The following is a 23,601-nucleotide window of genomic DNA, read 5'->3' on the forward strand; positions in this document are numbered from 1 at the left end:
ATGAGTAAAGACAATCCTATAGGTATTTTCGATTCGGGTGTTGGGGGAACCTCGATCTGGAAAGAAATTCATGAATTACTCCCCCTCGAGCATACCATTTATCTCGCCGATAGCGTCAATGCTCCTTACGGGGAGAAACCCGCAGAAGAAATTATAAGGCTCAGCGTCAAGAATACCGAGAAACTGCTGCAAATGGGCGCCAAGATCATTGTAGTGGCCTGTAATACCGCTACCACGAATGCTATTCAGCATTTAAGATCTTCCTACACCATTCCTTTTATTGGAATTGAACCCGCAATTAAACCGGCAGCTTTACATACCAAGACCAAAAGCATTGGGATCCTGGCGACCAAAGGAACTCTTACAAGTGCACTTTTTGCGAAGACCTCCGATCTTTATTCCAAAGACAACCGGGTGGTGGAAGTAGTGGGCAAAGGCCTGGTGGAGCAGATCGAAAAAGGACAAAAGGACGCACCCCGGGTGGAGCAAATGCTCCGGCAGTTGTTGCAGCCTATGCTGGATGCCGGGATCGATTACCTGGTGCTTGGCTGCAGTCATTATCCGTATTTAATTCCCACTTTAAAAAAGATCCTTCCGCAACATGTGACCATTATAGATTCGGGCATGGCGGTGGCAAAACAAACCAAACATGTGCTGCAAAGCCTTGGCCTGCTCACAGATGAACAGCAAAAAACTCCGGAATTCTTTACCAATGCTGATCCTGAAATCCTTAAAAACCTCCTGCCCGAACCAAGGGAGAGATTCATTGTGAGGCATTTGGAGTTCTGAATTCTCAGTTGTCGGTTATCGGTTCTCGGTTGTCGGTTGTCAGTTGTCGGTTCTCAGTTGTCGGTTGTCGGTTCTCAGTTGTCGGTTCTCGGTTCTCGGTTCTCGGTTCTCGGTTGTCGGTTGTCGGTTGTCGGTTGTCGGTTCTCAGTTGTCGGTTGTCGGTTTCCGGTTCTCGGTTGTCGGTTGGGTTTCTTTTTTATAATGATTAAAACAATTCTCTAATTAACCAATCCCCAATTAACTAATTAACCAATCCCCAATCGCACTTCCAACTCCGCACCTCTACCTTCCCATTGAATCATTCTAAATAAGCTGCAAAAGACCAACATAAAGTTGTATTTTTGCGCAAATTTTCAGTCATGCAGAACATCACTATAAATATTCAGCCTACAGCCAAACCAACCATAGTTAAGTTTGAAGCCAATACCTTCCTTACCAAACACGAAAGCTTTGAATTTCATAACATAGAAGAAGCTGACCGCTCTCCCCTTGCCCGCCAATTATTTCACCTTCCGTTCGTAAAGACAGTTTATATCGCGCAGAATTTTGTGGCGCTTGAAAAATATAATATTGTGCACTGGAAGGATGTACAACAGGAGATCGCAGAGCAAATCGAATCCTTTTTGAACAGCGGCGGACAGGTAGTGACCCCTTCCGAAGAAGAAACCGGAAAAAAGATCCCTGTCACCGTTTATGCAGAGAGCACGCCAAATCCTACGGTGATGAAATTTGTTTCGAACAAGAAACTCGTCCTGCAAACCGTGGAGTTCAAAAATATTGATGATGCAAAAAATGCACCTTTAGCTAAGGCTTTATTCCATTTTCCGTTCGTGAAGGAGGTTTTCATTGATGAGAACTATCTTTCTATCATGAAGTATGACATTGCCGAATGGGAAGAGATCACCCAGGTGCTCAGGGAATTCATTCGGGAATACCTGGAACAGGGGAAAGATGTACTTACTGAAGACAGCGTGCAGCCCTCCCCTGCTATAGCCGAAGAAAAAGCACCTGTAAGGGAACTCAACCTCGATGACACCTCTAAGGAGATCGTTGCCATTCTTGACGAGTACATCAAACCTGCAGTAGCAAGTGACGGGGGAAATATCCTTTTTGACAGCTATGATGAAGACGAAAAGGTGGTGAAAGTCATCCTTCAGGGCGCCTGCAGCGGATGTCCTTCCTCTACTTTTACGCTTAAGAACGGGATCGAAACCATGTTAAAGGAAATGCTTCAGGGGCGTGTAGAGCGTGTGGAGGCGATCAACGGATAATTTTAGAAATCAGTATTTAGTGGGCAGGGAGCAGTCACAGCCCCAAATAAATGCAACAGCTCACTTCTATATAGAAAAGATGAAAAACAACACGAACATAGCAATAATTCTGATCCTTATGGCCACCGGTTTATTTACAGGTTGCCAGGAGATGAATTCCCGGGTGGAAGACCAGTTAGATCATATCAATAAACGCGCAGAAGAACTGGATTCGGCCGTAAACAGCGGATTGGACAAGGTTGAGGACCTGGATTCCACGATTTCTGCAAAAACAGAAAAGATCAGGGATCTTGATTCCATTGTTCGCAAGACAGGCAGCAGGATCGATTCTATAGTCACCAAAAGTACAGAGAAGGTCAACTTCATAAGAAATTAGCTCCGGCAACAGGATTCCGGGTAAAACTTCTGAAACAATATTTTTTAAAGTCCTTTCTTCCTGAAGGGACTTTTTTTATATCATTTTTTCGGGTAAGAATCCAAAAGAGGAATTTTTGAAAGGGCAGATCCGTAGGCATTCTACAGCAGGAATAAACGCACATTTTCGGAATCGGTTTTAATTTATATTTACTTTAAAATCAGCAGGATGAAGAAAATTTACCTCACCCCCTTATTGCACAAAGATGAGTGGCAAATTGCAATAAGATTCAGGTTTGACCAGGCGCTTAAAGATCTTATCACCTCCATAGAAGGCGTAAAATGGTCGGCCACTCATAATTGCTACATCACTACCTTGAACCGGGCCAATAAGCAGCTGCTCTATTCCAAAATTAGAGTTTCCGGCTTTTATATTGACTATACCGCATTGCAGCATTTTAGGCTGCCACAAGAACAGGAGGAAAAGCCTGGTGCCAGATTTAGTCGGGAGCAGAAGAAAATGCTACATGAATACGTCGCCTATTTACGTGGGCAGCGGCTTAGCGAGAGCAGCGTTCGCACCTACTACAATTTTATTCTGAAGTTGGTGGATTTCCTGGGAGACCGCAACGTAACCGATCTTAGCCACAGGGATCTTGAACTTTTCATTGAACAAAGGATTGCTGCGGAAAATTACGCTAGCACGCACCGGCAGTGTATTAGTGCGATAAAACATTTCCTGGAGCTTTATGACTGCGGAAAAATAGATACAGCCGCAATCAAGCGTCCTAAAAAGAGCAGGTATTTGCCAACGGTACTTTCCAAGGAAGAAGTGATTTCATTACTGCGGGCTACCCGCAACCTGAAGCATCGGGCTATCCTGGCCATGATCTACTCGGGCGGTTTACGTGTTGGGGAACTCCTCGATTTAAAATTGCAGCATATTGACGTTTTGCGCAGGCAGATCATTATCAAAAATGCGAAGGGTCGCAAAGACCGGGCAGTAGTTTTGGCCGAAAGTATGCTACCCCTGCTTAAGAATTACCTTTCCACCTATAGCCCAAAAGTCTATTTCACCGAAGGCCAGGCCGGCGGATCTTATAGTGCACAAAGTATAAGGGCTTTTTTACAAGACTCCTGCCGTCGTGCCGGAATAACGAAAAAAGTCACCCCGCACACCCTAAGGCATTCGTATGCCACGCACATGTTGGAAAACGGAATTGATTTACGGTACATCCAGGAACTGCTGGGGCATTCAAAACCGGAAACCACGATGATCTACACCCACGTTTCGCGCAAAGACATTTTAAAGATCGAGAGCCCACTTGACGTCACTGTGAAGGAAATGCTGAATTCTGATAAAAACAATGACAACCTGTTGTTATCCCGTCATTTTAAGGGATAATTAACTATATTAGTTTTCATATAACGAGTTGCCACCAATTTAAAGAACCTCCGATTCGATGAATATTATTGAAGAATTATCTAAAAAATACAATGGAAACTATTCGGAGGAACAGCCAAAGAGTGTAAACAGCCCTATAGGAAAATACCTCTATCAGCCGAAAACGGGACTCATTGAATTTGACGGCTCAAAGATCGGAGTTAATATTGACTCAGTTGGTGGTGCAATACCTGTAGCAGAACCTTTTCGGATCACACTTTACCTGGACAAAAATTATCTAACGGATCTGACAATCTTTCCTAAGAGTACATGGAATCGAATAACGGATCTGGTTTTCATCAAAAACAAAGAAAATCTACCTAAGCAGATAAGAAAACAATTCACGTTCGTTGGCGAAAGAAACTTGATAATGCAGCTCGGATCAAACGCTGAGTTTACAAATGGTTTGATGAATGAAAAAGTTTACATCAGAACGGACAGTAAAAAACCCACGCGGATTGTTCTAACTCCTGCACATGGTATTGAAGACATAGAACAATTTGAAAAATTTATATCACTTTTAAAGATCATTGAAAAGGCAATAAAAACTGGTGGCAACATCGGTTAACGAGCAAATAGCGGCAGACCGCTCAAAATGACATTTTTGACTACCTTTAAAAAGATAACTTAACCGACCAATAATCGTTTCCCAGGTCCGCTACTTGCGTTAACCGGGAACGTTGCCACCAATTTAAAGAACCTCCGATTCGATGAATATTATTGAAGAATTATCTAAAAAATACAATGGAAACTATTCGGAGGAACAGCCAAAGAGTGTAAACAGCCCTATAGGAAAATACCTCTATCAGCCGAAAACGGGACTCATTGAATTTGACGGCTCAAAGATCGGAGTTAATATTGACTCAGTTGGTGGTGCAATACCTGTAGCAGAACCTTTTCGGATCACACTTTACCTGGACAAAAATTATCTAACGGATCTGACAATCTTTCCTAAGAGTACATGGAATCGAATAACGGATCTGGTTTTCATCAAAAACAAAGAAAATCTACCTAAGCAGATAAGAAAACAATTCACGTTCGTTGGCGAAAGAAACTTGATAATGCAGCTCGGATCAAACGCTGAGTTTACAAATGGTTTGATGAATGAAAAAGTTTACATCAGAACGGACAGTAAAAAACCCACGCGGATTGTTCTAACTCCTGCACATGGTATTGAAGACATAGAACAATTTGAAAAATTTATATCACTTTTAAAGATCATTGAAAAGGCAATAAAAACTGGTGGCAACATCGGTTAACGAGCAAATAGCGGCAGACCGCTCAAAATGACATTTTTGACTACCTTTAAAAAGATAACTTAACCGACCAATAATCGTTTCCCAGGTCCGCTACTTGCGTTAACCGGGAACGTTGGCAAACATGTGGCAAATCATTAGAGCTCACAGCGTTTTAGCCATTAAAAAGTGATTAAACGGACTCAATGATTTTCTTTGAACATCTATTCATTGTTATAGCTAAATTTTACATCAACACCTGGAGTAAATACAAAAATTGGTGGGTGAGTGTAAGATATGGTATTACTGTACTCGTGCTGTTAAATTTGCTATCTGTTCAGGCCATGATTGATAATCGGATGAATAAAATAACTTTTCTCTCCATTTTTGGGATTTGTTATTTAACTTCCTCCTTCATTTATCCCAAATTAAATGATAAGGACTTTGTTAAAAACTATAGCTTAAGTAAATCGTGGCGGACAGTTTCACTGATCTATATTTTTGGCTCAATAACAATCGGTATTCTGACTTTCTGGATTTTTATTGTGGGGATTTAAAATAACACGTTTGCCAACACTGTATAAAAAAAATGCTCAAATCTGTCCCAATTCGAAAGTCCGTGCTCGCTTGCAACGCCTGATTGTCCTGCGGACAATCAAGCCATCGCCAGCTCGCACTATTTTTTATACGGGACGTTGTGCCAAATGTAAACTGAATGAAGGCAACATTTAAAAACTTAGGAAAGCATCTTTTGTGGGGAATTTTAATAATCCTCGGCGGATTATTCCTTTATATGGTCGGAGCACAAATATTAGGTTATCTGCCATACTCTGACCGACCCGGACCCGGATGGTACAAAGGAGAAATCCTGGTGGATTGGGACGGATTAAAGTTCGTTTTAGATTTTATCCTGTTTTTAGGAATTTATATCATCGGATCTCTGATTTTGGTTTACGGATTATTTCGGATTTTTCGCCTGTTCGGTTATAATAGAATAATTTACTCCATCCTTGGCGGACTGATTATCGGATTCATATGTCTTTATTGGACTCTTGGGATTGGCTGGTACATTGCGATTGACGGTTCAACAGTAACTGCTGGAGGGATTCTTGGATTAATTTACGGAGCAACAATTTTTCCGAAACTGCTTAGACCTAAAGAAGAACAAACACTTGGCACAACAAAGAACTGAGTTAAAAAACAAGTCCTCTAAGCTAATTTCGAGACAAAATTTTCCTGATAAGGCAAGCCTGATTTAGCGATAGCAAATGCCTGTTTCAATAGCTTGTTACATACAGCGATTAGAGCTAACTTTTTACTTTTCCCTTTTGCTACAATTCGTTCATAGATCTCCCTACAGGCTTTGTTATGTTTGCAAGCCGAAAAACTGCACATAAACAAAAGATTCCTGAGCTTTGCATTTCCCATTTTTGTTATCCGGCTACGGCCTCTCACACTGATGCCTGATTCTCGTAAGCTGGGCGTAATCCCGGTGTAGCTGCAAAGTTGTCTGGCGTTTTCAAAATTTGAAAATCCGTCGGTTAAGACAATCAACATAATGGCTGTTTTACTGCCCATTCCGGGAATGCTTTTGAGGAGGGTCAATTGTTTTTGTTGTTCTTCTTTGACGATCTCCATCAGGCGGTCCTCCAGGATCTGGATTTCCTTCTGTACAGCTTTTAAGGAGCGGTTTAAAGAATGATATACTGCTTTAGAAGGTTTCCCCAGGGTTTTCTCTCCGTGCAGCTTATTCTTTAAGGCAGTGCTTTGTTTCAGGTAAATATCGATCAGGCGCATGAGCTGTAGACATTCCGCCTGGTTCTTATCCCTTGCAGTATATAGAGGAACTTCATTTATCGTAGCATATTCACAGATGGCTTTTGCATCAGATTTATCTGTTTTTATTCTGAAAAGTTTCATTTGGATAAATCTTTTAACTGAAAATGGATTTACTACAGAGACCTTTACCCTTTGCTCATAAAGGAACTGAGCCAACCGGTAATGATAATATCCTGTAGCTTCCATTATAACTAAAGCATCGGCAGGAAGAGCTTTTTGAAAGGTTTTAAATCCATTACCATCGTTCTTGAATTGAGAATGATTTCCTTCAGAGTCTACAACATCAAATACATTTTTACTGATGTCTACTCCATAAATTTGGCTACATTTATTCATAGATAATTGATTACGAAAGGACACCTACTTTGCTTTCAACAACTTAAAATCGAGATCAAAGTCTCACAGAACTGAACGAAATTGAAGTAGAAAAGAGAGGGGATTTTCAATGTTGACGGAATCTCAAGGTTCCCACATATAACATAACCTTACTCCTCTCTTTTGTTCTTTCTGGTTAGTGAGTAAAAGTTAGAAAATCAAACTTAAGCTGTATAAAAACAATGCTAAAACCTGTCTCAAATCGAAAGTCCCTGCTCGTTTACAACGCCTGATTGTCCTGCGGACAATCAAGCTCGCCAGCTCGCACTGTTTTATATAGGACGTTGGAAGCAATTTGCATATTTAAAACCGTTAAATGAAAGAATCAATCTTACTAACCTGCGCTTTAATATTTTTTAGTATCAAACCTAGTAGTGCTCAAAAGTATATACCTGCCGATCTAATTCCCAAAGGATATGTATTATTTGAGGAATATAGTGGAGACCTAAATAATGATGACAGAAAGGATTATGTACTAATAATTAAAAATACAAAGGAAGAGAAGATAGTTAAAAACAGATTTGGAGATGTAATTGATCGTAATAGAAGAGGAGTTATCATAATTCTCACCAAAGACAATGAATACGAAAAAGTAGTTGAAAATAAAGATTGCTTCTCATCAGAAAATGAAGATGGCGGAGTTTATATGCCGCCAGAATTATGGATTAATATTGAGGACAATAAGCTGAAAATTCATTACGGTCACGGCAGATATGGTTATTGGGAATATATCTTTAAAAACCTGGATTCTGAATTTAAACTAATTGGGTATGAATCAAGTGAAAGTAACGGACCAAAAGTGCTTTATCAAACTAAAATAGACTTCTTAAAAAAAGAAAAAACATTATCCGAAAACACAACTAAAGATCCTGCGGTTGAAGAAGAAATCTTTGAAGTAATCTCTTACGATATAAAAATAGATGATTTATTAAGATTAACTGAAATTGAAAATTTTGAAGATCTCGATATGACAAAATATTAGGTTGGCAAACAGACAACATCGGTTTAACGGGCAAATATGGGGAAACCCTTCTAAAATACCATTTTTGACTACTTATAAATAGATAATTTATCCGACAAATTGAGTTTCCAGGTCCGCCACTTGCGTTAACCGGGACCATTGCCAGTAATTTGACCAAACCCTGGAAATAACAAAATGGACATAAAAAAATTAGTAGAAGTTGAAAAAGCGGCCTCTTTATTTTACAGAATGTAATGGTTGTCTAAAATTAATTTTGACAAAACATTAAAAATTTAAAACAGATGCGAAAATTATCACTTTTCATTGCCACAAGTTTAGACGGCTACATTGCAAAACCTAATGACGACTTGAGTTTCTTAAAACTCGTAGAAAAAGAAGGTGAAGATTATGGTTATAACGAATTTACAGATACAATTGACACTTTGATTATTGGTAGAAGAACTTATGATTATGTGCTTAAGGAAATTGGCTCATCATTTTACGACAATGGCCAAAGAGACGTATATGTGATAACAAGAAGCCCAAGACCAAGTGTTGGTAGAACGACTTTTTACACAGGTAATTTAATCGATTTGGTAGAGCAACTCAAATCAGAAAACGGGAAAAACATCTATTGTGATGGTGGTGCAGAAGTAATTAATGAACTATTAAAAAATGACTTAATTGATGAATTTATTATTTCCGTGGTTCCTGTTTTGTTGGGGAATGGTACAAGATTATTTAAAGACGGACGACCTGAACAAATACTTGAATTGGTAAAAGCAAAAACATTTGAAACAGGCTTGACGCAACTCCACTACAAACGGAAAAATTAAAAAACGAACCGCCAACTATGTATAAGCGTAATGCGGGTGAAAGATCCCGATAGGCATCGGGACCGTGCTTGCTTGCTCAGGGGATTGTCCTTTCCCCTCCGCTGAACCTACAGGTAACGCGACCAACAATCAAGCTCTCCAGCTCGCACTGTTTTTTTACGTGAATGTTGTACCCTTTTAATGAAAACAAAAACTAAACTTACAACCATGAAAAAAGTGTTATTACTAATTGCCGCAACTCTCATCACCGCTTGCTCTACCGAAAAGGATGAGAAAATTTGTTGTACAATTATAGACACAGAAGTTTCTATAAAATATGTAAATGAAGATGGGCAAAATCTTTTTGAAATTGAAGATGGCTTAACCGCAGACGAAATTACCATCTATCATAAAATAAATGATGAGTGGATAGAATACTATAAGGGAAATCTGGACCATCCGAAAGGTATTTTTGTCGTAGAAAGAGAAGAAGGAAGTTTTTTAAAAATATTCCCAAGTTCTACCATTGTTGAAGACACCTATTCAGAGACAAAAATAGAATTTTCTGAATCTGATTCTGATGTTTTGAGAACGGAAATCGAGAAGAAGAATTCCAATGAAATAGTAACAAAAGTGTGGTACAATGATGAATTGAAATGGGAAAGAAATCAGTCCGAGAGAATGTTTGAAATATTAAAATAAAACGGTTTGCAACATTTTATAAAAACAATGCTGAAATCTATTTCTAATCCAAAGTCTCTGCGTACTTGCTGCGTCTGATTGTCCTTTCCCCTCCGCTAAAGCTACGGCGAACACGACGGACAAGCACGATAGACAGCTCTCACTGTTCCTATACGAGACATTGTGTTCAACCAACAGGAACGTCATTGCATAATGTACTTTAATGGAAATAAAAATAATAGATACTGATAAAGGACAGGTTGAATACTCAATTGTCGGAAAAGAAAAACCTGTTTTATTTCTGCATGGAGGACATTCCAATTGCAAAGAGACTCTATTTCATAAAGGATTTGACACAAATAAATTTCAGCTTATAACACCTTCCCGTCCTGGATATGGAAAAACTCCCCTCGACGATAAATTTACTCCAGGAAAGACAGCCGATTTGTTAATCGCATTATTGGACTATTTGAAAATTGATAAAGTAGTATTATATGGAATATCCGCCGGTGGATTGACCTCCATTGAATTGGCTTCTCGATACCCGGAAAGAGTTGATAAATTAATTTTAGCTTCAGCTGTATCAAAAAAATGGTTAGATGAAAATGGACAGGTTTATAAAACAGCAAAGAAACTATTTAATCCAAAAACGGAAAAAATCATATGGGGCATGACAAGGATATTTTCGAGAATATTTCCCAAAATGATTGCAAATAATTTTCACCCGCAGTTTTCAAAAAATAAACTTCAGAAATTAGATAAGGGGGATGTGAATGAGTTATTAGCGACCTTAAGGCACTATAATTCAAAAACCGGTTTTATAATTGACATAGAACACAATATTGAAAGGGAAATCATTTCGAATATTCAATGTCCCACTTTAATAATACACAGTAGGAATGACAATAGTGCTTCATTTGAACATGCCGAACATGCTAACAAAATGATAAACAATTCCAAACTTATTGGATTAGATAATGAGTGGGGGCATTTATTTTGGATTGGAAAAGACTCTAATGAAACGATAAAAAAGATAATAGAATTTATAGAGCATTAATGCCGGCACATAACACGTGGTATAATCAAAGGGTTTCAGTGCTATGCGAAGGATTGTAGTTTGATTTAATGTCTCGTGTACCTTGAAGTGATTCACCCGCACTCCCTTAACGGCCATATCACCCACGTTGAGCTTAATACTGGCAAAAACCCGGTTAATACCGAAAAAGATGAGATATTGAGGAAAAAGTTTCAAGTATGTTACAAGCAAATCTAAACAACTACAAATTCAATTATGTTGAGAATGGAAATGGAGACAGACTTGTATTTGTTCACGGTTCTGCAAGCGATTACCGAACCTGGAACAACCAATTGGAATACTTTTCCAAATATTATCACACTATAGTATATAGCAGACGATATCATTGGCCAAATGAACGAATACCAGACGAAGAGGATTATTCTATGGCAAAACACGTCGAAGATTTAGAAGAATTAGAAAAGTGCAGGCGCAATTAAAAAATTTATAAGGCCGGGTGTAACATTTTGAATAACGGCAGGTCTTTTTTGGAAACGAACCCAATGAAAGAAATCTTCGCAATCTTATTAACCGGTTTACTTTTTTTATCCTGTAAAGAAGCTCAAAACGAAGAAGCTGTTATCTATACAGTTGCATTTGATAAGGACAATTTAAAAAGTGCTGAGGTAAAGGTTGAACTTAACCTTAGAGACAGCATTCTGTTCATGGATCCTGGTGCCAACGATCTGGAAAGAGGTTGGGCGACCTTCATCCATGACTTGAAGGCTGTAAACTTAAAAGGGGAACCGGTCACATTGGAAGAACTCCCCGGTGCCAAATGGAAGATCCACTCCCCCCTTGACGGAAAGATTGTATTGACCTATGATGTGCACTTGGACCATGAAGACTTCGAGTGGGACGGGGGTATAGACGGGGTGGCCTATCACACCGACAGGGGCATATTTTTTACGGGAAGAACCCTGTTCATCATGAATGGAGAAAAACGAAAAAATATCAAGGTTGATTTTCAGCTGCCTGAAAACTGGAAAGTTACCACTCCCTGGGCCGATAACCGGGATATTGTTCCTTCCTATCTTGTAATGAATAACACCGAACTGGCCAACGCAATGGTCTTTGCCGGAACACATAAGGAACTTACTCTCAAAAGGGAGGATTTTGAGTTTGTCTTTGCGCTTGGCAGTAACGAAATCATTGCTGATGAAGCCATTTTTAAAGATCTCGCGGAAGGGGTTTTGGATTATTATATTGAACTTATGGGAGGCATCCCGAGGCCTTCACCCGATGATCCTTTCAAAAAAATGGTAGTGGTTATTAGTTCACATCCATCGGTTACAGATGGAGAAGTTATAGGAAATAACATTAGTATCCTGATTCAAATAGGTGCTGATCAATTTTCAAAAACGATTTCAAGGTTCATTTTCGCTCATGAATTCTTCCACCTCTGGAACGGTAAATCTTTTAGCCCAAATAGTGAAAACGCGGAGTGGTTCAAGGAAGGCCTGACCAACTATTACACCTTGAAAGCCTTGCACCACGTCAATTTTTTGACAGACGAATCTTATTTGGATTTCCTGAGCAACTTTTTTTACAAACGCTACCGGGAAGATGAAGGTCTCGGGGAAATAGCCATGGCAAATGGTGAAGAGAAGCACGATCACTGGGGTTTGATATACGGAGGCGGTATGCTTGCGGGTATCGCGCAGGATTTGATCATTCGTGATGCCACTAACAATGCAAAATCCATGGATGATTTGATGCGCGGTTTATGGGTTAAATATGGAAATACCAATGATCATTATAGCCTTGAAGAACTTCAAAAGCTTATGTCCCAACTCAGCGGAAAGGATCAAACTAAGTTCTTTGATTCCTATGTTCTGGGCACCGAAAGCATCCCTATTGAAGCCTATTTAAAATTGTCCGGACTGGACGCGAATACTGAAAATGGAAATTTGATCTTATCAAAAAAAGAACAACAAACTCAGATGCAAAGGGCTATTATGAAGGGAATGTTTGGCCAATTAGAAGATGAAAGATAAAGGGTATCTGCACCTGATGTTTAACGCAGGGTTCCAAAGTGAAGCCCGGTTCCATTTCTAAAGATCTGTTTTTCCAAGCAGGAGGAATCTCCCAATTCCCTTATATTAGTTGAGCTAAAGTAAAAGTATAAGTTTCAATGAAACCGCTTCTCCTCTTTTTTCTAATGGCCACTACAAGCCTTAGCTGTCAAACCCCGGTTACGGAAGTCATTTTCCACCCCCATGAAGATACTGTTGTTTATCAACAGGAACCGAACCCGTTAAGGCGGGTATTAAAACAAAGTGTGGTTTTCCAAGGCTTGCTACTTAACAGGCAACTCCCGCTTTGGAAAACTTGTAGTTTCCACTGCAATATTGAATTCCCGGTAAAGTTCCAGCAGGTTCATGGTGGAGGTTACAAGATCACGGGTTTCCAGTAGAAGTCCGAAATAAAGTTCAGAGTTCTTGGGACTGCTTTCTGTTGTTCGAATGCGTTTGATCTGCTTCTCAATGAGCTGCGATACCTCGTTAAAAAGTTCCTGTTTTCCGGCCAATACATTTTCAATACGTGAAAATTGCTGTTGCTCAAAGATATCTTCTATTTCATCAAAGAGTTTCTTAATCTTTTCATCCACCCGTTTAAGGTCCTTGATCTGGTTGAACTTTAAATTCTTATGGTTATTGTTCACATGGTTGTAGCTGTTCCTGGTGATATAACCAATAGACTGTACCATGTCCTGCAGATAGTCCAGAATAAGTATGTAAAAACGGTTGGAATCGAGAGAATTTTCTTCAATGGTCTTAATAAAATAGAAGACATTCCGTTTAAGCTCATCGATTTCAGACTCCAGTTTTTTAATAGCCTTTTTGTTCTTTTTAAGCTTTGATTTATCGTAATAACCAAGGTTTTCTACTGTTTTTGAATACATCTTGTTAACTCCTCCAATGATGCTGGAAATGTTCTTGGAACTTTCTACAACAATATCATTGATGGTACTAAGCTCTTTTCTTCGGAAAGGTTTATTTAAGGCTTCCTCTTTTTCTTTGCGGGTGTGGATCACAAAACTACGGGCTATACTAAAGATGGCCAGACCAAGTAAAATGGTTATAGCGATGATGCCTCCAAAATAGATAATAGAAGCAAATAGGGCTGCTGCCGAAAAAGCAACCAGAGCAGTAATAAACCAACCTCCTACAACATTGACTACGCCGGCCACCCTGTAAACCGCACTTTCTCTATCCCAGGCCCTGTCGGCCAGAGAAGTACCCATGGCAACCATAAAGGTCACATAGGTGGTAGATAGCGGAAGCTTTAAACTGGTACCAATAGAGATCAGTATTCCCGCCACTACCAGGTTTACAGACGCCCTTACCAGGTCAAATGCAGGAGTATCCTCATCATCTTTGGTAAAGGATTTTTGGTTCTGAAATTTTTCATCAATTTTTTTACTTACTACTGCCGGGGTGATCGCTTCCAGGACATTCCCCATGTAAACGGAATACCTTACGATCCCACGGGAAATAAAATTAGGATCAAATCTTTCTGAAACCTCTCCCTGTCTTGAGAGATTCACTCCGGTTTTGACCACGTTACGGGCCTTTCGGGAAAACCAAAGCGTGATCACCATCACCGCCCCTGCCCCCAATAACAGGAATGGCGGAGTAGAAACTTCTCCCTGCAGGCCACTCATTAAAAATTCCGATGGCAATGCACCCGAGGTGAGGTAAGCATCCTGCCATAAAACAAATGATTGCCAGGCTGCAATGGGAACACCTATAAAGTTCACCAGGTCATTCCCCGCAAAGGCCAGGGCCAGGGAAAACGTACCTATCAGGATAATGACCTTTAAAATATTCATTTTTAAAAGGCTCATTAGCAGTTGTGAAACAATAGTAAAGAGAATTAAACCTGCACCAATAATGATAAAAGTATTTTCTTCAATGTATTCGAGAAAACTTTCCGGAATAAAGGTCACAGATTTTAATCCCTTCAGTAGGATAAAATAGAGAATAGCGGTTAGAGACACTCCTCCAAAAACAGCACCGGCATATCTGATCTTTTGTTCATACTGAAAGGAGAAAATAAGGCGTGAGAAATACTGCACCACCGCTCCAATAATAAATGCAATGACCACGGCCATTAAGATCCCAATAATTATTTCGGTGGCTTTGGAGGTGTTGATATAATTCAGGATCTCCCCATAATCTCCCGAATCCTTATAGATCTTTATGGCTGCCATACTTACGGCTGCACCAAGTAATTCAAACACAATGGACACTGTGGTAGAGGTAGGAAGGCCAAGGGAATTGAAGAAATCCAGGAGCAGCACATCGGTGATCATCACTGCCATAAAGATGATCATGATCTCCTCGAAATAGAACTGCCCCGGGAGAAAGATACCTTTTCGGGCCACTTCCATAATGCCACTGGAAAATATTGCTCCCACTGCTACTCCAATACTGGCCACGATGAGGATCTTTCGCATTGAAAAAGCCCTGGAACCAATTGCCGAACTTAAAAAATTGATAGCATCGTTACTTACACCCACTACAAGATCTGTAATGGCAAGTGCAAACAATGCAACCAGCATTAAAATATAAATATCTTCCATGGGGGAATATGATTTTGCGCTAATGCAAAATATGAATTATTTAAAGAAAAGCAGGGAAACCTTTGTTTTAAAAATCTCATAAGAACTTATCGAAAACTGATAAATGTCATAGTATCAGTAATTTAAAAGTATTAAATTGAAGATTCCCCGATTCGGAAATAATAAAAGAAAAACAATATTAATTAAAAACCTGGAAATCATGAAAAAGTTACTTTTAGGATTATTCTTATTTGGAATAATGAGTCCGGTGATCGCTCAGATCACTAAACCTGAGGTTCTTAAAGAGGTAAGATTGGTGGCGGTGAACTATAAATACCTTAACGCCGTAACAAATGAGGAAGTCGCTGTACCGGTTAAAAATCTGGAACAACATGTGGCCAATTTCGACATTCGCTCTTCTGAAATATACAGCGATGACTATGACACTTATGAGGTAAGCTTTTTTATACCTGAAGGAACCATACTTGCGGCATATGACAGGGATGGTCAATTAATAAGGACAATCGAAAGGTATAAAAATGTGGGTCTTCCACAAGCTGTCCGAACTGCAGTCAAAGAAAAATATCCCGACTGGAAAATCTCAAAAGACGCTTATCTCGTGAATTTCCACGACGAGGAAGGTGCAGAAAAGAGATATAAATTAAAACTTGAAAACGGAAAAAAAGTACTCAGAATTAAAGTTGACGAAAAAGGAAATTTTCTTTAATTGAAATCAATTTTAGAGATTGCCTCCCTATTTGAATTACACCTTTAAAGGGCCCGCCTGAATTTCTTTACCGTGTGATCATTATTCCCCTCCTCCTCTTTACATAGTTATTAAGGTTTAACAATTCTTTTCCAAATGTGGAGTTTTCGTTTTGTAAATTGATAATCAATCAGTTAAAACAAATTTAATCATCTAAAAATTAGAAATTATGGCAGTAATGAAAGTAGTGGAAATTATGGCGAACTCCAGCAAAAGTTGGGAAGATGCCGTGAAGAATGCGGTAAAGACCGCTGCAAAAACCATTAAAAATATTAAGTCTGTTTATGTCAAGGATCAAACCGCACATGTGGAAGGAGAAAACATTACAGATTACCGGGTTATTGTAAAGATAACTTTTCAGGTTGAGGCTTAATCCCTAAAAAATAGTATTCTTAATTAGTTCTAAGGCTCCCCATAGGGGAGCTTTTTGTTTGCATAAGCTGTTCCGTTAAGATTATTTTAACACCTCCAGGCCTGCCAAAAAAGGCATAAACCCTCATCTTTGCACAAATTTTGAATATGAGGGAAATCAACGAGTTAAAAGACGTTTCGCAGGAGTATTTAGAACGATTTATTGCTTTTTTGCCTGATCTTCTTGGGGCTATTCTCTGGTTAGTAATTGGTTGGTGGCTTATTAAACTAGTAGTAGGCTACATGCGCAAATTCTTTGAGAAAAAAGGGCACGATCCCGCTTTGTCCAAATTTTTACTCAATCTTACCAACGGTGCCCTTATAGTTCTGCTTCTCATTAGCGTGGTGGGGATGTTAGGTATTGAAACCACCTCATTTATTGCCATTTTAGGAGCTGCTGGTTTAGCCATAGGCCTGGCATTGCAAGGCTCCCTGTCAAATTTTGCCGGAGGTGTATTAATTTTGTTGCTTAAGCCCTTTAAGCTGGGAGACTGGATAGAGGTTAACGGGATATCTGGAACTGTAAAAGATATTTCCATGTTCTATACCAGGCTCAATACCTTTGGAAATCAACTGGCGATTATTCCCAATGGAGAACTGTCTAATGAAAACATTGTAAATTATTCTGCCGAAGCCACCAGGAGGGATGCGATCACCATAGGAATTTCTTACGACAGCAATATCAAACTGGCAAAAGATACCTTGATGGGACTGTTGAAGGAACAGGAAAACATTCTTGAGGACCCTGCTCCTGCCGTTGTTGTTACAGAGCTTGCAGATAGTTCCGTCAACCTTTCGGTAAGGTACTGGGCTAAGCTGGACCATTTCTGGGACTGTCACTGGTATACCATTGAAGAAGCAAAATGCAGGCTTGAAGCAGCAGGAATTTCGATCCCTTTCCCGCAACGCGATGTACATTTCTTCAATCACAGTGAAAAGAGTGGGCAGTGATCGGTGATCAGTGTTCAGGAAGTAGGCAGCAGTAGTCAAAGTGATTAGAAAGTCAAAAGGCATAGCGGTAATCCAAAAATCATGTTTAGAACCGGCACGGATTGCAAATCCGCGCCAACAGGTAAAAGATCGGTGATCGGGTTATAAGTCTGATAAGAATTCCGAATTATGAATTACTAATTCACTTTTGACTTTGAACTTTGAATTTTAAACCTTGAATTTTAGCCCGCCTGAAAATCTTTTAGATAATACGGCTCGAAATAGGCTACATCTTCAAATTTTCCTTTCTGAAATTTTTCTTCGGCCAAAGCGATCATTTGTTCTGCCGAGGGTAATTTGTCCTTTATGAAAGTGGCATTTTTGTGGCCACAGATTTTGCTGAACTTCTCCACCCCGCTCCCAATAAAAGCAACATTTGCATTCTCCAGGTATTCCGAAAAAGAATCGGGAACTAGGATCTCTGCGCGGGTGTCAAAAACCTTCTTATTTTCAGAATTAAAACCTGCCGTATATACTTCCATTCTACGGGCATCTAAAAGGGGAATAATAAAGCCGTCTTTCTCCTGCTTCACCTGTAAGGCAAGAGATCTTAGAGTAGGAATGGAGATCAAAGGAAGGTCCAGTGCAAAACAAAGACCTTTTGCTGCAGATACACCTATTCGAAGTCCCGTATAAGAACCGGGACCTTTGCTCACGGCTATTGCCGAAAGATCCTTAGCCTCAAGATCATTTTCGCGCAGGATCTCTTCAATGAAAAGGTGCAACCTTTCGGCATGTGAATAACTGCTGCTGTAGTCCTCTTTTAAGGCCAGCAATTTCCCTTTTTTCCCGATTGCTACAGAACAGTTTGTGGTAGCAGTTTCAATACATAAAATCACCGGCGCAAGTTATGCAATTATTCTTTTTCTGTCTTCACTTCCACTTTATCTCCGGGCTTAAGCAATTTTGTAACCGTGTTGTATGGTCCCGTGATCACCTCTTCGTCTTCTTTAAGTCCCTCTTTGATCTCAATGTTAGCGTCATCCTGGATTCCGGTTTTCACCACTCTCATTTTCGCCTCATCGCCCTCTTTTACATAAACGGTTTCGAAAAGCTGATCTGTAGCCTTTTCAGAGGTTTCCGGTTTCCTGGCGGTACTGGTATCGGTTTTAACAACCACGGCACTAATTGGCACTCCTATGACATCATTCCTGCGATTAGTGATGATATCAACCGTGGCGGTCATTCCCGGTCTAAAAGGGGAATAATTTGAAGGTTTTCCTTCCAGCAGGTCCTCATAGGATTCCTTCAGGATCTTTACTTTCACCTTAAAGTTGGTCACCTGGTCTGCCGTGGCAGTTGCATTTGCCGAGTTGGAAATTTCTGTAACTATGCCTTTGAATTCCTTTTTAAGATAGGCATCCACTTCCACCAGGGTTGAATCTCCAATGGAGATCTTTACAATGTCATTTTCATTCACATCCACCTCAACTTCCATGTTGCTAAGGTCTGCCACCCGAAGAATCTCGGTTCCTGCCATTTGTTGCGTCCCTACCACTCTCTCTCCTAATTCAGCATCAAGGGAAGAAATGGTTCCGGACATAGGAGCATAAATATTTGTTCTTCCCAGACTTTCCTGGGCTTCATTCACACTGGCTTCGGCACTTCGCACGTTGTAGAAAGCAGCCTGGCGGGTTGCCTGGGCAACTTCATAGGCAGAAATGATCCTGTCCCATTCGGCTTTTGAAATGATCCCCTTCTCAAAAAGAGATTTGTTACGTTCATAATTGGCTTCGGCTTCTTTTAAAGAAGCTTCCGCCTGCGCCAGGCCAGATCTTATATTCTGAAGCCCGGCACGGGAGCGCTCCAGGTTAGATTGGTATATTTCGGGGTTGATGCGTACCAGCAGATCTCCTTTTTCGACCTGCTGTCCTTCCACAACCGGAAGTTCAATGATTTCCCCGGAAACTTCCGAAGAAAGCTTCACCTCTATTTCCGGCTGAATTTTTCCGGTAGCAGAGACTTTTTCAATGATATCTATTCTTTCAACCTGCGTGATCTCTACTTCTTTAAAATTACCTGATTTTCCAAACCAGCCGGCTTTTTTACCTACCACGAGCAAAATGATAAGTACTAAAGCAATTGCGGCAATTATAAAAATTGTTTTTTTCTTCATTTTTTAGAATTTAAGATCTGTGATGGGCACGCCGAAATAAAGTTCCAGCACTTTTAATTTAAAGATGTAATCGTATTTTGCTCTTACCAATTCGCTCTCGGCGTTTTCGAGGTTAAAAGAGGCCTGACTAAAATCAAAAGCATTCGTCATTCCTACATTATAGCGCTCTGTCGCATAATCAAATGCCTGCACCTGAGCTTCACGGGCGATTAGCGCAGCTTCGTAAGCTTTTAAAGCTCCGCGGGCATCTGTATACGCCTGGTATACATTAGCTTCCAGATCCAGCTTTGTCTGCTCCAATTGATACTCTGAACGCAATACGTTCACTTTATTCTTTTTTACCTGGTTCCTGGTAGCAAAGCCATTAAAAATGGGAACGTTCAGTTGCACCCCGTATGATATCCCGTCATTGAGCTGTAGCTGCTCAAAAAACGGAAGGGGATTTCCAATTTCTGTAGCCATGTTAGGAGCTACTACCACCTCCTGTGTGGATTCCACGAATCCTATTTCTCGGTAAGGCTCATCGGGATCCAGGCCTGCTGCAATAAACCGCCCTGCACCGGACTCCCTGGTGTTGTAGTTAAAAAAGGCTCCAAAGGTTGGCCAGTAGGCGCCTTTTGCGATATCAAGTTGTTTTTCGGCAAGTTCGCGGTTCATTTCGGCAACCTTCACCTCATACCGCTCTTCTTCGGCTACTTCTATCACTTCAGAAACAGGTACTTCAAGTACTTCACTTCCAAAGACCTCGTAATCTCTTTCGGCAATATCAAAATTCTCATAATCCTTGATCAACAGTAGTTGAGCCAGGGAGATCAGGGAGATCTTGATCTGGTTTTCTGCAACGATCATACGCTGCACTTCATTTGCCGAAGTTGCTCTTATTTCCAGCAGGTCCCCTTTGGGTAATGATCCCGCCTCCACCAAAGCTTCGGCTCTTTCAAGTTGCTCCAGGGTGATTTGATGTTGAGCCTGGATGACCTTTAGGTTCTCCTTGTTGAACAACACTTCCAGATAAGCATTGGCTACAAAAAGTGCCACATCATCTTTCATTTGTTCCAGTGAATATTCACTGGCCAGTTTTGCCATTTTAGCGTACTGGTACTGGCGAATGTTCCTTAACCCGTCAAAGAGGTTAAGACCGGCTGTAACCCCTGCGGAAAAATTCCGGGTGGTTTGCGTCTGGAGTATTCCGGTGGTAACATTCTGGGTAAGCCCCGTGTTCCAGGAATTGGAAGCGGATGCATTTACTCCCGGAAGAAAATTTCCGAAGGCGTCGGAAATATCGATATCAGCCAGCTCTACATCAAGTTCGGTTTGTTTAATGGTTATGTTATGTTCAAGAGCACGTTCAATACATTCCTGAAGCGTCCATTCTCCCTGCTGTGCCGAGGCAAAAATGGTAAAGGAGAGGAGACCTGCAGTTAAAAATATTCTTTTCATAATGGTTGTTCTAAAATATAAGTCTTTTGATTGCCCTAATTGTTACAGCAGAGGCTTAAAGGAGGTTTAGTTGGCTATTCCTGCCGGTTTTATCTGGTTCCAAACTTTGATCTTGTCATCTTTGCCAACGCCCTTTTTAACCTCCACAAAAATCCCGTCGCTCACACCTAGTTCGATCTCTCTTCGTTCGAATTGTTGGTCGCCGGTAGCCACTTCCACAAAAGGCTGTTGTGTTTTAGGATCGAATTGCACCAGAGCTTCTCTTATAGCGAGCACATTTTCTGCACGTGCAAGAATAATTGAAGCGTTAGCACTTAATCCTGCTCTTATAAAAGTAGTGTCGGCTTTATCAAGAGTTCCTTCAATATCAAACTGGATCGCGCCATTCTCCTCTACTCCTTTGGGTGCGATATAATCGAGCATGGCATTGAAGGATTTATTTTCGATCGCTCCAACGGTCACCTCCAGCGGCAAACCTTCTTTGATCTTCCCAACTTCACTTTCATCCACCTTGCCTTCAAAGATCATTTGGTTCACATCGGCAAGGGTAGCGATGGTGGTACCATCATTAAAATTATTGCTTTCAATGACCTGGTTCCCCACCTTCACCGGCACATCGAGTACCATTCCTTCTACTGTGGAGCGTATGTTGGTGTTTGCAGCACTGCCAAGCCCACTGGTGGTACCTGTACGTACGATCTCATAATTCTGCTGAGCCGAACGGTAATTTTGCTCTGCCCTTTTATAAGCTACCTCGGCATTCTGGAATTCATTGGCCGAAATTACTCCCTTCTCAAAAAGAGTCTTTTGACGGTCATAATTTGTGCGCTCATTATCGAAATTGATCTTTGCAGTTTGCACAGCATCCTTGGCGCTTTGCAGAGAAGAAACATTTGGAATAACCCTGATCTTTGCAATAAGATCCCCGGCTTTTACCCTGTTCCCGGCTTCAATGTAGATCTCCTCAATTATTCCTGAAATATTTGGTTTGATGAGCACCTCTTCCTTGGGAACAATGTTTCCCGTAGCGACCGTCTTCTTTACTATGGTTTGTTCTGAAGCCTTTTCGGTTTCATAAACAGTGGGATCCTCCTGATTTTTGGAATACAAATAATACAATGCCCCACTAAAGGCTACTGCAATTACAACCAGGATTAGGATCGTTACAACTCTTTTCATTCTGTTTAACTTATTTGAATTTATTTTTTATTCTGTTCTTAAAGCATCAACCGGCTTGATTCTTATAGCGTTCTGCGCAGGGATCAATCCTGCGAGTAATCCGGAGATCACGAGGATGGCAAGGGCAGTCATGACTACTCCAAGGTCCACACTGGGGTTGAGAAACATCATTTCTGAAGTGTCCATCCCGCTAAGGGCGTTATTCACCAAAAAGATCACAGCGGTAGCCATTGCAATTCCCGCCATCCCCGACATGATCGTGAGAAAAATGGATTCCATGAGGATCTGCCCTCTTATCGCCCAGGGCGTTGCCCCCAGCGCACGCCGCACCCCTATCTCATTGGTGCGTTCTTTCACCACGATCAACATGATATTACTAATCCCGATAATTCCCGAAAGCAGAACAAGGATTCCCACGAAATAGGCTACTCCTTTTAAAGCCACAAATAATCCATTGATCTTGTTGAATTCCTCGTAAAGGTCAAAATGCCCTACTGCGCGGTCATCTTCAGGATGTATGGTATGTCGGTCCTTAAGCACATCAAAGACCTGATTCTTTAGACTGGTGATAGAATGATCATCATTTGCTGTAATAGCCATCCAACCTACATCTTCACCCCTGTTAAAGGCCTGGGAAAATGCGGTAAAGGGTACGTAGATCTGTTTTTGAGCCTCCTCCACATTACCATTGCCCCCGCCTTTTTTCTTATAGGTGCCAATAACCATAAAGTTTACTCCGCTTATCTTAATATAAGATCCCAGTACCTTTTCTCCCGGTTCATACAACCCGCTACGTACAGACTCTCCGATTACGGCAACTTTTCTCTTTTCTTTTATGTCTGAATGGTTGATAAACCTCCCTGAGGTAATGTCCATTGGCTCCTGCTGAATGATCTCGGGATAATCACCATACACATTATAAGCACCTGTATTGAGGCCTCTCACCACATTGTTTGCACCTCCAAAACCTCCTAATTGGTTTCGTGGCGATATGAATCTTAAATGCGGAACCTGTTCTTTGATAGCTTCCACGTCTCCCGTTTTAAAACTGAAACGTCTTCCCTGCGGCAAACCTTTATAAGGTTTAGAGGTAGTTTGACTCCACATGAACATGGAATTGGTTGCCATACCACCAAATCCCTGCTTTACCCCGTTCTCCAGGCCTTTACCTGCAGCGAGCAGGATAACGAGGATAAAGATCCCCCATAGCACCCCGAAAGCCGTGAGCACCGTCCTAAACCAGTTGGCGCTTAAAGCTTCAAGTATTTCGTCCCAGTTATCTCTGCTGAACAT

22 protein-coding genes are annotated in these 23,601 nt (G+C 40.7%); 15 read left to right on the plus strand and 7 right to left on the minus strand.

The features are described 5' to 3' along the window. From murI to CRO16_RS02255, 7 genes are all read left to right on the plus strand, one after another. Positions 1-789, plus strand: a complete 789-nt coding sequence (gene murI / locus CRO16_RS02220; protein WP_097054710.1) for a glutamate racemase — start codon at positions 1-3, stop codon at positions 787-789. Between the two features lie 359 nt (positions 790-1,148). Further along, on the plus strand, positions 1,149-2,060 hold the full coding sequence (locus CRO16_RS02225) for a NifU family protein (RefSeq protein ID WP_097054711.1): 912 nt from the start codon (positions 1,149-1,151) through the stop codon (positions 2,058-2,060). Positions 2,061-2,139: 79 nt separating this feature from the next. Next, positions 2,140-2,436, plus strand: a complete 297-nt coding sequence (locus tag CRO16_RS02230) for a hypothetical protein (protein ID WP_143544396.1) — start codon at positions 2,140-2,142, stop codon at positions 2,434-2,436. 207 nt (positions 2,437-2,643) lie between these two features. Beyond that, the gene (locus tag CRO16_RS02235) at positions 2,644-3,819 is read left to right on the plus strand and encodes a tyrosine-type recombinase/integrase (RefSeq protein ID WP_097054713.1); all 1,176 of its coding nucleotides are present in this window, start codon (positions 2,644-2,646) and stop codon (positions 3,817-3,819) included. A 58-nt stretch (positions 3,820-3,877) separates the two neighbouring features. After that, positions 3,878-4,426, plus strand: a complete 549-nt coding sequence (locus CRO16_RS02240) for a hypothetical protein (RefSeq protein ID WP_097054714.1) — start codon at positions 3,878-3,880, stop codon at positions 4,424-4,426. 142 nt (positions 4,427-4,568) lie between these two features. Next, on the plus strand, positions 4,569-5,117 hold the full coding sequence (locus CRO16_RS02245) for a hypothetical protein (RefSeq protein ID WP_097054714.1): 549 nt from the start codon (positions 4,569-4,571) through the stop codon (positions 5,115-5,117). A 691-nt stretch (positions 5,118-5,808) separates the two neighbouring features. Further along, complete coding sequence (locus CRO16_RS02255; RefSeq protein ID WP_097054716.1) at positions 5,809-6,285, plus strand: hypothetical protein; 477 nt, start codon at positions 5,809-5,811, stop codon at positions 6,283-6,285. Between the two features lie 17 nt (positions 6,286-6,302). Here the strand turns inward: CRO16_RS02255 and CRO16_RS02260 are convergent, their stop codons facing one another. Next, complete coding sequence (locus tag CRO16_RS02260; RefSeq protein WP_097054717.1) at positions 6,303-7,268, minus strand: IS110 family RNA-guided transposase; 966 nt, start codon at positions 7,266-7,268, stop codon at positions 6,303-6,305. Between the two features lie 355 nt (positions 7,269-7,623). Here CRO16_RS02260 and CRO16_RS02265 point away from each other — a divergent pair, with 355 nt between their 5' ends. The 5 genes from CRO16_RS02265 to CRO16_RS02285 all read left to right on the plus strand — a co-directional run bounded on the left by CRO16_RS02265 (position 7,624) and on the right by CRO16_RS02285 (position 12,836). After that, complete coding sequence (locus CRO16_RS02265) at positions 7,624-8,289, plus strand: hypothetical protein (RefSeq protein WP_218839719.1); 666 nt, start codon at positions 7,624-7,626, stop codon at positions 8,287-8,289. A 281-nt stretch (positions 8,290-8,570) separates the two neighbouring features. Then, a complete protein-coding gene (locus tag CRO16_RS02270) occupies positions 8,571-9,104 on the plus strand; it encodes a dihydrofolate reductase family protein (protein WP_097054718.1) in 534 nt (177 codons plus the stop codon). Positions 9,105-9,311: 207 nt separating this feature from the next. Then, positions 9,312-9,785, plus strand: a complete 474-nt coding sequence (locus tag CRO16_RS02275; protein WP_143544398.1) for a hypothetical protein — start codon at positions 9,312-9,314, stop codon at positions 9,783-9,785. 202 nt (positions 9,786-9,987) lie between these two features. Further along, the gene (locus CRO16_RS02280) at positions 9,988-10,821 is read left to right on the plus strand and encodes an alpha/beta fold hydrolase (RefSeq protein ID WP_097054720.1); all 834 of its coding nucleotides are present in this window, start codon (positions 9,988-9,990) and stop codon (positions 10,819-10,821) included. 521 nt (positions 10,822-11,342) lie between these two features. Next, complete coding sequence (locus CRO16_RS02285; RefSeq protein WP_097054721.1) at positions 11,343-12,836, plus strand: M61 family metallopeptidase; 1,494 nt, start codon at positions 11,343-11,345, stop codon at positions 12,834-12,836. A gap of 302 nt (positions 12,837-13,138) precedes the next feature. Here the strand turns inward: CRO16_RS02285 and CRO16_RS02290 are convergent, their stop codons facing one another. Further along, the gene (locus CRO16_RS02290) at positions 13,139-15,427 is read right to left on the minus strand and encodes an inorganic phosphate transporter (RefSeq protein WP_097054722.1); all 2,289 of its coding nucleotides are present in this window, start codon (positions 15,425-15,427) and stop codon (positions 13,139-13,141) included. 199 nt (positions 15,428-15,626) lie between these two features. Between CRO16_RS02290 and CRO16_RS02295 the strand changes: the two genes are divergently transcribed. The 3 genes from CRO16_RS02295 to CRO16_RS02305 all read left to right on the plus strand — a co-directional run bounded on the left by CRO16_RS02295 (position 15,627) and on the right by CRO16_RS02305 (position 17,534). Further along, a complete protein-coding gene (locus CRO16_RS02295) occupies positions 15,627-16,133 on the plus strand; it encodes a nicotinate-nucleotide adenylyltransferase (protein WP_097055747.1) in 507 nt (168 codons plus the stop codon). Between the two features lie 208 nt (positions 16,134-16,341). Further along, a complete protein-coding gene (locus CRO16_RS02300; RefSeq protein ID WP_097054723.1) occupies positions 16,342-16,545 on the plus strand; it encodes a dodecin family protein in 204 nt (67 codons plus the stop codon). Between the two features lie 146 nt (positions 16,546-16,691). Further along, complete coding sequence (locus CRO16_RS02305) at positions 16,692-17,534, plus strand: mechanosensitive ion channel family protein (RefSeq protein ID WP_097054724.1); 843 nt, start codon at positions 16,692-16,694, stop codon at positions 17,532-17,534. 221 nt (positions 17,535-17,755) lie between these two features. Here CRO16_RS02305 and tsaB read toward each other — a convergent pair whose 3' ends face one another. The 5 genes from tsaB to CRO16_RS02330 form a co-directional block, all read right to left on the minus strand. After that, the gene (gene tsaB, locus CRO16_RS02310; protein WP_245858851.1) at positions 17,756-18,412 is read right to left on the minus strand and encodes a tRNA (adenosine(37)-N6)-threonylcarbamoyltransferase complex dimerization subunit type 1 TsaB; all 657 of its coding nucleotides are present in this window, start codon (positions 18,410-18,412) and stop codon (positions 17,756-17,758) included. 17 nt (positions 18,413-18,429) lie between these two features. Beyond that, positions 18,430-19,689, minus strand: coding sequence for an efflux RND transporter periplasmic adaptor subunit (locus CRO16_RS02315; RefSeq protein WP_097054725.1), 1,260 nt, complete (start codon positions 19,687-19,689; stop codon positions 18,430-18,432). A gap of 3 nt (positions 19,690-19,692) precedes the next feature. Beyond that, positions 19,693-21,129 (minus strand): TolC family protein, encoded by a 1,437-nt coding sequence (locus CRO16_RS02320; RefSeq protein WP_097054726.1) that lies wholly within the window; start codon positions 21,127-21,129, stop codon positions 19,693-19,695. Between the two features lie 66 nt (positions 21,130-21,195). After that, on the minus strand, positions 21,196-22,308 hold the full coding sequence (locus CRO16_RS02325; protein WP_097054727.1) for an efflux RND transporter periplasmic adaptor subunit: 1,113 nt from the start codon (positions 22,306-22,308) through the stop codon (positions 21,196-21,198). Between the two features lie 27 nt (positions 22,309-22,335). Further along, positions 22,336-23,601 (minus strand): ABC transporter permease, encoded by a 1,266-nt coding sequence (locus CRO16_RS02330; RefSeq protein ID WP_097054728.1) that lies wholly within the window; start codon positions 23,599-23,601, stop codon positions 22,336-22,338.

This window comes from Salinimicrobium sediminis (assembly GCF_900215295.1).
In the GTDB taxonomy this organism is placed as follows: Bacteria; Bacteroidota; Bacteroidia; order Flavobacteriales; family Flavobacteriaceae; genus Salinimicrobium; species Salinimicrobium sediminis.

Coding starts and splice junctions, on each gene's coding strand:
- CRO16_RS02270 (WP_097054718.1), top strand. CDS start 8,571: ATGCGAAAATTATCACTTTTCATTGCCACAAGTTTAGACGGCTACATT.
- CRO16_RS02255 (WP_097054716.1), top strand. CDS start 5,809: ATGAAGGCAACATTTAAAAACTTAGGAAAGCATCTTTTGTGGGGAATT.
- CRO16_RS02280 (WP_097054720.1), top strand. CDS start 9,988: ATGGAAATAAAAATAATAGATACTGATAAAGGACAGGTTGAATACTCA.
- CRO16_RS02225 (WP_097054711.1), top strand. CDS start 1,149: ATGCAGAACATCACTATAAATATTCAGCCTACAGCCAAACCAACCATA.
- CRO16_RS02260 (WP_097054717.1), bottom strand. CDS start 7,268: ATGAATAAATGTAGCCAAATTTATGGAGTAGACATCAGTAAAAATGTA.
- CRO16_RS02300 (WP_097054723.1), top strand. CDS start 16,342: ATGGCAGTAATGAAAGTAGTGGAAATTATGGCGAACTCCAGCAAAAGT.
- CRO16_RS02285 (WP_097054721.1), top strand. CDS start 11,343: ATGAAAGAAATCTTCGCAATCTTATTAACCGGTTTACTTTTTTTATCC.
- CRO16_RS02305 (WP_097054724.1), top strand. CDS start 16,692: ATGAGGGAAATCAACGAGTTAAAAGACGTTTCGCAGGAGTATTTAGAA.
- CRO16_RS02245 (WP_097054714.1), top strand. CDS start 4,569: ATGAATATTATTGAAGAATTATCTAAAAAATACAATGGAAACTATTCG.
- CRO16_RS02265 (WP_218839719.1), top strand. CDS start 7,624: ATGAAAGAATCAATCTTACTAACCTGCGCTTTAATATTTTTTAGTATC.
- CRO16_RS02320 (WP_097054726.1), bottom strand. CDS start 21,129: ATGAAAAGAATATTTTTAACTGCAGGTCTCCTCTCCTTTACCATTTTT.
- CRO16_RS02290 (WP_097054722.1), bottom strand. CDS start 15,427: ATGGAAGATATTTATATTTTAATGCTGGTTGCATTGTTTGCACTTGCC.
- murI (WP_097054710.1), top strand. CDS start 1: ATGAGTAAAGACAATCCTATAGGTATTTTCGATTCGGGTGTTGGGGGA.
- CRO16_RS02230 (WP_143544396.1), top strand. CDS start 2,140: ATGAAAAACAACACGAACATAGCAATAATTCTGATCCTTATGGCCACC.
- CRO16_RS02330 (WP_097054728.1), bottom strand. CDS start 23,601: ATGTTCAGCAGAGATAACTGGGACGAAATACTTGAAGCTTTAAGCGCC.
- CRO16_RS02325 (WP_097054727.1), bottom strand. CDS start 22,308: ATGAAAAGAGTTGTAACGATCCTAATCCTGGTTGTAATTGCAGTAGCC.
- CRO16_RS02315 (WP_097054725.1), bottom strand. CDS start 19,689: ATGAAGAAAAAAACAATTTTTATAATTGCCGCAATTGCTTTAGTACTT.
- CRO16_RS02295 (WP_097055747.1), top strand. CDS start 15,627: ATGAAAAAGTTACTTTTAGGATTATTCTTATTTGGAATAATGAGTCCG.
- CRO16_RS02235 (WP_097054713.1), top strand. CDS start 2,644: ATGAAGAAAATTTACCTCACCCCCTTATTGCACAAAGATGAGTGGCAA.
- CRO16_RS02240 (WP_097054714.1), top strand. CDS start 3,878: ATGAATATTATTGAAGAATTATCTAAAAAATACAATGGAAACTATTCG.
- CRO16_RS02275 (WP_143544398.1), top strand. CDS start 9,312: ATGAAAAAAGTGTTATTACTAATTGCCGCAACTCTCATCACCGCTTGC.